This is a genomic window from Sinomicrobium oceani, assembly GCF_900119185.1.
GTDB lineage: Bacteria > Bacteroidota > Bacteroidia > Flavobacteriales > Flavobacteriaceae > Sinomicrobium > Sinomicrobium oceani.
Genome location: NZ_FPJE01000046.1, coordinates 1 through 8,850 on the forward strand (window position 1 = coordinate 1; position 8,850 = coordinate 8,850).

The 8,850-nt window shown below is 43.1% G+C and carries 9 protein-coding genes and 1 tRNA gene; 1 reads left to right on the forward strand and 9 read right to left on the reverse strand.

What is annotated here, in order from left to right; all coding sequences use genetic code 11:
* The 8 genes from BT112_RS21185 to BT112_RS21220 form a co-directional block, all read right to left on the reverse strand.
* A partial coding sequence (locus tag BT112_RS21185) for a transposase (protein ID WP_139276346.1) occupies positions 1–280 on the reverse strand: 280 nt, incomplete at its 3' end.
* Between the two features lie 91 nt (positions 281–371).
* On the reverse strand, positions 372–2,483 hold the full coding sequence (locus BT112_RS21190) for a peptidylprolyl isomerase (RefSeq protein ID WP_072319452.1): 2,112 nt from the start codon (positions 2,481–2,483) through the stop codon (positions 372–374).
* 162 nt (positions 2,484–2,645) lie between these two features.
* On the reverse strand, positions 2,646–3,920 hold the full coding sequence (locus tag BT112_RS21195; protein WP_072319458.1) for a hemolysin family protein: 1,275 nt from the start codon (positions 3,918–3,920) through the stop codon (positions 2,646–2,648).
* A gap of 42 nt (positions 3,921–3,962) precedes the next feature.
* On the reverse strand, positions 3,963–4,160 hold the full coding sequence (locus tag BT112_RS21200; protein ID WP_072319453.1) for a hypothetical protein: 198 nt from the start codon (positions 4,158–4,160) through the stop codon (positions 3,963–3,965).
* A gap of 127 nt (positions 4,161–4,287) precedes the next feature.
* Positions 4,288–4,911, reverse strand: coding sequence for an LPS export ABC transporter periplasmic protein LptC (gene lptC, locus BT112_RS21205; RefSeq protein WP_072319454.1), 624 nt, complete (start codon positions 4,909–4,911; stop codon positions 4,288–4,290).
* A gap of 8 nt (positions 4,912–4,919) precedes the next feature.
* The gene (locus BT112_RS21210; protein WP_245777086.1) at positions 4,920–6,212 is read right to left on the reverse strand and encodes a tetratricopeptide repeat protein; all 1,293 of its coding nucleotides are present in this window, start codon (positions 6,210–6,212) and stop codon (positions 4,920–4,922) included.
* 104 nt (positions 6,213–6,316) lie between these two features.
* The gene (locus BT112_RS21215) at positions 6,317–7,615 is read right to left on the reverse strand and encodes a BamG family beta-barrel-assembly machinery protein (RefSeq protein ID WP_072319456.1); all 1,299 of its coding nucleotides are present in this window, start codon (positions 7,613–7,615) and stop codon (positions 6,317–6,319) included.
* Positions 7,612–8,343, reverse strand: coding sequence for a type III pantothenate kinase (locus tag BT112_RS21220; RefSeq protein ID WP_072319457.1), 732 nt, complete (start codon positions 8,341–8,343; stop codon positions 7,612–7,614). The genes BT112_RS21215 and BT112_RS21220 overlap by 4 nt, the downstream gene beginning before the upstream one ends.
* 101 nt (positions 8,344–8,444) lie before the next feature.
* Between BT112_RS21220 and BT112_RS21225 the strand changes: the two genes are divergently transcribed.
* Positions 8,445–8,520: transfer RNA gene (locus tag BT112_RS21225), tRNA-Phe, on the forward strand.
* Positions 8,521–8,643: 123 nt separating this feature from the next.
* Here BT112_RS21225 and BT112_RS21230 read toward each other — a convergent pair.
* A partial coding sequence (locus tag BT112_RS21230; protein ID WP_139276304.1) for a transposase occupies positions 8,644–8,850 on the reverse strand: 207 nt, incomplete at its 5' end.

An 8,850-nucleotide genomic window follows, 5' to 3' on the forward strand; every position in this document is an offset into this window, starting at 1 on the left:
ATATAAAATGGATGTTTTCATGTAGGGCCTGCTCTATTTTACGCGAAGAATACAGGTTGCGCAAATAGGCATACACTAAAATTTTTAGCAATACTTTGGGATGATAGCTCGATGTACCGCCTCCACGATAGGTCTTTTCCAGGTTGCTCAAGTCTACCGAGTCCAAAATCGTGTTGACAATACGTACAGGATGGTTCTGAGGAACTAGGTCATCATAACTGGGCGGAAGCAGGCTCAACTGCCCTTGGTCGTAGATCTTCCAGGTGACTTTTCGGCTCATGCTTAAAGTTACAAACACAAAACCTTATAACAAAAAAAAGAGGCTGCCTTTTTAGACAACCTCATACCTTAAATATTATTTCATCCTGATCTTAATAGAAGACAGACCTGTTATCTTTAATTTCGGCAGCATCTTTCAGTGCGGTAAGCACCTGGCTGTTTACCGCATTCCTGTTTGTAGATTTCAGCGTATTGGCATACGTACTGTAATTATCCATAGCAGGTGCTTCGGTTTTCTTGGTTACGGTAACCATATAGGCTCCGTCTCTTCCTTCGATAACTCCTGATGTAGCACCTTCCGAAAGTGCAAACGCCGTCCCTACGACTTTTGGCTCTCTTCCTGCTCCGGAAATGGTCGGTGACTTCATATTGAGCCCTGTAGCAGTGGCTACACTGACGTTATTGGACTTTGCAAATTCGTCAAGTGAACCTGTATTGCTCTTCTCCTTGATGAGTTCTGCTTTCTTTTGTTTTCTTATAATCGGTGTTACCAGTGCAGAAACATCTTTTGCCTTGGCTACTCCGGCTTTTCTCTTATTTGTAAGCTGGGCGATAATATATCCTGTAGGAATATCGAATCGCTTGATATCTCCGGCACCTGTCTCCTCGTTAAAAGCCCATTGCACTACAGCTCTCTGGTTACCGAGTCCAGGCAAAAGCTCGTCCATAGCTTTGAGGTTATTTACCGGCCGAACACGATAATCCATTTCTTTGGCCACATCGGTAAAGTTCTTGTCAAGAGCGGTCATCTCAAATTTGGTCGCTTCGGTAAACAAATCGTTTATAGTGTTCTGAGAGGGCTCTACTTGTCTTGCAATGGTAGCGATCTGGACGACATCCTGCTTATCATCGATTTTAATCACGTGGAAACCGAAGTCCGTTTCTACCAGTCCTATCTTGCCCACAGCATTGGAAAACACAAAATCCTCAAAAGGTTTTACCATATTCCCTTTCGTAAAATAACCGAGATCCCCACCTCTTGATGCGGTAGGACCATCGGAATTCTCCCGGGCCAACTGTGCAAAATCAGCACCGCTCTTTTGTGCTTCTGCGAGCACTTCTTTTGCTTTTGCCTCGGCTTCTTCTTTACTCCTGGTTACATCCGGGTTGGAACGATTGCCACCTGCATACTGGATCAGGATATGGCTTGCTTTGACACTTCCGTTTGCTCTTTTGTTGAGCATTCTGGAAATCTTATAGTAATTTCCTTCTTTATAAGGGCCGTATACCTGCCCTACACCAAGACTAAACAGGGTATCTGCAACAACAGAAGGTAAATCTTTTTTGGCTACATAGGTAGAATCAAAAGGAATATCGGAATTGGCATTCACAAAACCTTCTACATCGGTTACGGTTCTGAAGCCGGGCAGTGTGTCGTTCTTTTCCGTAGCACTGTTATACTCTACACGTGCATTCAGCAACGAAGTGATACTCTTTTTGATCTCTGCATCATCTTCATCGGATGGCTTCTCTTCAAAGAACACATACTGGATATCTCTTGAAGCTTCATCTCTGTATTCTTCTTTGTGGTTGTCTATATAGTTCTGGATCTCTCCTGTAGAAACACTCACCAGACTGTCTGCGATACTGTTGTAAGGAACTCTTACGTAACGGATATCAACTTTATCATTTTCCAGTTTGTAAGCGAGTTCTCCTTCCTTCAGCGTCGCACCGACACCGGCTTTAACCAGGTTGAAATAGGTCTGCTCCATTGCAGATTTTATCAATGCATCTTCCTGCAATTTCCATTGCTCGTAGGCCCCCGGATTATTCAGACGGAGATCTGCTATAAACTCTATGAATTTTTCTTCATCAAAAACACCGGCATCATTCAGAAATGTAGAATCCTGTGCAAAGGCAGGATTGGATTTTACCACATTGATGATCTGATCTTTTTCGATATTGATCCCCAGCTCTTCACATTGCTGATCGAGCAACATACTACGTACCTGCCGCTCCCATACCTGGTTCACCACCTGTACGGTAGAGGCCCGTTCTCCGTATTGACGCGAAAAATATTCTACCTCATCTGCAAAATCTGCTCTGGGCAATGCTTCTCCGTTAACTTCTCCTATGGAAGAGGTATTGCTGTTTAATCCTCCGCCATTTCGGAAAAGGTCGGAAATAACAAAAGAAAATAGTGCAAGACCGATAACAAGGATCAGTATCAGTGAGCGCTTTCTTATTTTTTCAAGAACTGCCATTTGTCGTTAAAGTTATAAAATTCAGATCGCGAAAATACCATTTTTTTGCAATAATTAAAACCCGGGTTTCTTTTTTGTTGGAAGTTAGCACAAAAGCAAACCCGGACAGGTAGCAAACCAAGGGCTCAAAAACAGCGAAAAGTATAAAAACGCGGGAAATTACTATTCTTCTTCTACAATGCGAAGCCCGACCAGGTCGATCTTGGTACTTCCTACTTCAAGGATCTCAAAGCGGTAATCCCCGATAATCACTTCTTCTCCCTTTTCGGGAATCTCACCGATATGATTTACGATAAGTCCGCCAAGGGTTTCGTAATTTTCGCTTTCGGGAAGGTTGAGTTTATATTCTTCATTGATATAATCTACCTCGAGCCGGGCCGAAAACTTATACTCCTTATCTCCGATCTGTTCTTCGTGCAGGGCTACCATATCGTGTTCGTCCTCAATTTCACCGAAGAGCTCTTCCACGATATCTTCTATGGTAAGGATACCCGATGTCCCTCCGTACTCGTCCAGCACAACTGCTATACTCTTCCGCTTTTTGGTCAGTGTGCTGAGGATGTCATTGATAAGCATGGTTTCGGGAATAAATTCTACGGGAAGCATGACGTTTTTTATTCCTTTGGGCTTTTTAAACAACTCGAAGGAATGTACGTAACCTATAATATTATCTATAGTATCCTGATAGATGAGGATCTTGGAATATCCGGTCTCGGTAAAAAGCTTTGCCAGACCTTTGGGCGACTCATGTAGTTCCACGGCAACGATCTCGGTACGCGGAACCATCACCTCTCTGGCTTTCACTTCCGAGAATTCCAGGGCATTCTGAAAAATCTGGATCTCCGAATCTATTTCATCTTCATCCTCCACGGATTCCATCTGTTCCGAAATATAATCTCCGAGCTCGACCTTGCTAAAAGTAAGCTGCACTTCATCGCCTTTAGTTTTAAAGAAGGTTCGCAAAATAAAATCGGACACCCTTATCACCAGTTCGGAAATAAAAGAAAACAGCATAAAAAATCCGTATGCCGGAAAAGCAAATACCCGCAGCAATTTATTCGCATATACCTGGAAAAACACTTTGGGCAGAAACTCCCCGGTAACCAGTATAACCAGCGTGGATATCAGGGTTTGTACAAAGATAATCCGCAAGGGCAACTCGCCAGCCCCCACATAGTCGGGATACAATTTACCGACAATGAGCTCTCCCATATAAAAGCCATAAATGACCAGCACAATATTGTTCCCCACCAACATGGTAGCGATAAATTTCGAAGGTTTAGCGGTTAATCTGGTAAGTACTTTAGCCAGCAATCCCTCCTGTTTTTTCTCCAATTCTATATGGATCTTGTTGGAAGAAACATACGCTATTTCCATACCCGAGAAAAAGGCTGAAAGAAGCAGGGAAACTACTATGATCACGATGGAATAGTCCATGGTTATTAGATATTCCGGCATCCCGGAAATTTTACTGACAAATTAATTATCGTCTCTTTTTCGTTGTTCGAATTTTTTCCGGTAGTGTCTCCGGAACAAAAACATAAATATAGAAACTATAGCAAAACCGGCAAAAATATAAGCCATGTTACGCTCCGTATTCCACCTTCTGGCCGTTTCTATAATCGACAAAACAGCTACGATCAGATAAATAATCTCACTTATTCTAAAAAATCTCATGTTTATTCTGACTTCGTTTTAGTTAATAGCCTGTGTGTATAAAAACTACACAGTAGATCTCACAAAGATACACAAAGCACCCGATCATCCGCAGAAAAGAGGGCAACCGATACCGGTGTACATCCATTTATTCTTTGATTTCCGATCCCTCCCCGGACGGTAAGGGCTCCTGATCTTCCTCGACATCAATATCCTTCACTCCATCAACCTTGTAGGCTCTGACCTGCCCCCGACCGTTCTCAAAATCCTGGCTGAACTCGATACCTTCTCCATTCATTATCGTACCGTCTTCCGGATTGGTAAACGTAAACTTTTCGGCAGTAAAAACCCACTGATTCTTCTGATCCCAATAGAGTTGCGAAGTCTCCAGCTTCTTGCCGTCATGGGTAAGCAGCACTACATGGCCACGCAAGTCGCTCATTTCCGTAGCCTGATAAATAATGCCATAATCGGCGGTCACGGTACTCTTGTTTTTTTCCTTGTCAAAAAAATCAACCTGAAGGCCGTCGGGAAATTCCTGAAAAGGAAACTTCTGATTGGAATAATCTTCGTTCAACGGGCTGGTAAGTGTTGCTTTGATAAGCGCCGAGTCCGTATAGATAAGGGTGAAGTTTTCTGCGATTCCTCCCGGAAAGCGCTCCGTAGTATCTATTTTACGAATGTCTTCGAAATTGGAATCGCATGAAAAAAACATTGCCACAACGAATGTTGTGACAATGCTTATGAGAATATGATAAAACTTTTGTTTCACTTGCTGTATTACAGGTTAGGAACTGTTACGCTACCACCGATCCAACAGTTAAACTGAATTGTTTTCCCTGCCATTCCGGAAGTAAATATATCCTGTTTGCTGGGAGCTCTTCCTTCGTAACTGGCTGCAGTCTGCGCTGCATGAGACTTCACGGAAGGATCTACCTCTGCGGCTTTTCTGGCCATTTGTGCGGCTTTCCAGTACACTGCTCGTTTCTCGAATGTCGTACTTCCGCAATCATTTGCACTTCCCGCATAAAGCGAAGCTATCTGCAGATAAGCTTTCCCGTTGGAAGGTTGCGCATCGAGCACTTGTCTGAAATACTTATACGCTGTGGTATTCTGACCAGCTTTTTTATATTTCAATCCTATTTTAAACAGGATATCGGCTTTTTTGTAGGAGTCTTTTTCCAGGCTTACTGCCTCGTTGTAATATTTGATCGCATCGGAAGACTTTCCTTTTTTATCATTCAGCACCCCGAGGTAATATGCCGATTTAGAAGAGGGCTCCACCTGGTGCAAAGCTTCTACAAGCTTGATAAACATCGGATCGTCCGAACACTCCTTACCGTCCATACGGGCAGCAGATCTTTTTAACCACTGCGCATCGGTCTTTTTGGCATCAAAGTTTTTCTGAAGCAGCGGAATAAGGTTATCACAGTCGGCGAGATCTCCAAGTTTGGAATCGATACTACTGCTTATTTTACCATAAGACTCCGTATTGATCTTTGCATTGTTGAATGTCTGCTTGTCTTTGGCACTCAAAGCCTGTCCGGCCTCTTCTTTCTCCACATACTCATCGAGCACTTTGGACAATCCGGCCATCTCCTCATCGATACGTTCGTTCACTGCATCGTAAGTATCAAATACTTCCTGTAAATCTTTATTTCCGGCCTGGTACTCATCCACCATCAGCGAAAAATACAGGTACAATGCTTTAGGATTACTGAAATTAGACCTGTCGTTCTGAAAAGCATCATTGAGAAGCCCGAAAATCTCCTGGCTATTCCCCGTCTTTTCATCATACATCAAAAGTGCTTTCTTGGCAAGCACATCGGCCTTGCTGTATCGTTTAGGGAAATACTGCAATTCTTTATCGTATACAGACATCAATGTGTTGATATACTGTTGGTGCTCTTCTCCTGTGGAATTACCGATCTTATCTTTGAGTATCCGTTCCCCATACACATAGGTTGCCGGATGCATTTCCGGACAATTATCAAACACCATCTTCCAGGGCTCATAAGCCGCATCGTAATTTTTCACTTTTGCGTGCTCACCGAATACCGACAGATTTGTCATACACTCAGGGTTCTGTGCCTGAGCGAATGCAAAGCCTGCTCCCCCAACCAAGCCAAATAAAAATAATACACCCTTCTTTTCCATCTTTTTGAATTTATTTGTGGTTAATCATACTTTCTTTTTACAAACCATTTATCGTTGAGCGACAAACTGATACTTACTTTAAAGTAATCTTCTTCGATCCTTCCGTAAGTCGTTGTACCTCTTCTCCCCAGTTCGAAACCTATGTTCACGTTAGAAAACATTCCTGCATATTGCAGGGAGTTTGTCGTAGGGATCGGAGCACCCAACGGTAATCCTAAACCAAAAGATATGCCAAAGTCATTCAAAGGGATATCTTTCACTAACAGACCGGTCTCTTCATATCGCACACCAAGTCTGTAAACTATTCTTTTCCAATAGCTTGTAAAAGAACTGTAATCCGGAATAAAAAATCCACCGGCAGAGAACCTGCTGGCGTCTTCATAGCCTACTCCGGCCACAGCAATAAAGGGGTTATTAAAATCTCCGGTTTTCTTCCACTCGTATTCCGCACCGGCAAACCATTTATAATCCTTACCGATCCCCACACCTAAAGAAGCTTTCTGAGGAATGGTCAGATCCACACTACGCAGCCCGAGAGCATCGAGATCAACATTTTTGGTCTCTCCTACAAAAGCCCCGGTATTCGGGTTAAAATTCCCGATGGTGAAGGTCCTTGTATTGTCGGAAGAAAGGGTTGCTTCCGGAGAATACGTGAGCGAGGAGCGAAAAACCAGATCATTCTGTAATCTTCTCCGGTAGTTCAGCGCCAGTTTGAAATCGAAGCCACTCAACTCCGATATATTATTTTCCAGTGTAGGCCTTTCTATATTCTGCACTACCCTTCTGTATTCGTTTTCGATCTTACCAAAACTGTAATTGGCCGAGGCTCCTATACTGAAGTTTTTGGTAAGCCTGTATCCTGCCGATACGAAAACACGGTTGGTCCCTCCTTCCCCGTTATACTGGTTGAGCGTAGTTTCTCCCCGTTGCTCCATATTGTACCCGACGGCCGTGTATGGCATTAATCCGAATCCCACCCCGAGTTTACTCCGGATTACCGGAAATCCGAGAGCCAGGTAATCGAGATATGCATTGGACGTACTTTCGCTCTGGGTTGCGGTTTTCATATTGAGATTCGTATACGAACCACCACCACTATATACTGTTAGCTGAAGGTCGCTATATGCCGCAGGGTTATTAAGATTGAGGTGGATACTGTCGGAATACATACTTATTCCTCCCATGGATTGATTCTCTGTTGTTCCTTTGAACCTTTGGTCTCCGATACCGTAAAAAGAATAAGGTGACGAAGATCCTCTTTGCGCATAACCGCAGGTGGTAATACATACAACTAAAACAATAAATATCTTTCTGATCATTGGTTCTTATTGAGTTCCAAAATATAATTCAACCCTTCGAGGAGGAAATTTGAATTCGCAAATATGCTACTTTTTAATTGTTTTGACAAAAAATCGAGGTCGCCCCCCGTTAAAATAACTGTTAAATGTTTAAATCGTCGCTTGTATTGTCCGATAATGCCATCTATTTCATTTACAACACCATTCAACACTCCGGAACGAATAGAGGCTGTTGTGGAATCGCCTATAAAGTCTTCAAACTCCACAGCATCTATTAGCGGCAACCTGGCCGTAAACGTATGCAAAGCCTTAAAACGCATCTGTATCCCCGGAGAAATCGCTCCCCCCAGATAAGCTCCTTCTGTCGTCAGAAAATCATAGGTTATACAGGTTCCGGAGTCAACGACCAACACATTTTTACCGGGATATACCTTACAGGCTGCACTGACCAGGGCTACCCGATCGGCCCCGAGTGTTGCCGGAGTCGCGTACCTGTTCTCAAAAGGGAGACGGGGAAGGTCCCCCAATTTGTGCACGCTTACTTTTTTACCGAGTTTATACAGTTCCTTTTCGAAGGTATTATTTACCGAAGCTATGACTATATCCGTGATTTCATCATGTTTTTCAAGCACTGCCGAAATTTTTTGGAAAAAATTTCCGGCGCGGAACTTCTGAACATCTATAATATCATCTGACTGAAAAACAGCAATTTTCACAAACGTATTTCCGGCATCTATAGCTAAAGTCATAATCAAAATTAAGACCGCTAATTTACAAAACCGTTTTTTTTATGATTTTGTTTTGGAAAATTTAATTTTGCTCCTATATTTGCACCCGCAATAAAGCAACTGGTGCCTTAGCTCAGTTGGTAGAGCAAAGGACTGAAAATCCTTGTGTCCCTGGTTCGATTCCTGGAGGCACCACCAGCAAAGAGGCCGTCTAAAAAGTTTTAGGCGGTCTTTTTATATTTAGGCTATTTTCTTGCTTTCAACCTACAAGGAGCAAGAGTTGCGTGTTAAAAAGTTAATGAGTTAATAGAAGTTGTGGGATTACGCCCTTAACCCAACCTTTTTAAGATTGTGTGCCATAGCCACAAGCCCTATTTCGGTTTCCACTTTATCCAGTCCTCTGAGCATAAAGCGCTTGAAGCCCATATTCTGCTTTATATTCCCAAAGACAGCCTCCACCTCCCAGCACCTCCTTTTTCGGTGGGCAATGCCCTGTTCTGAGAGCAACAGTGCTTTGGCCTTGGCCTT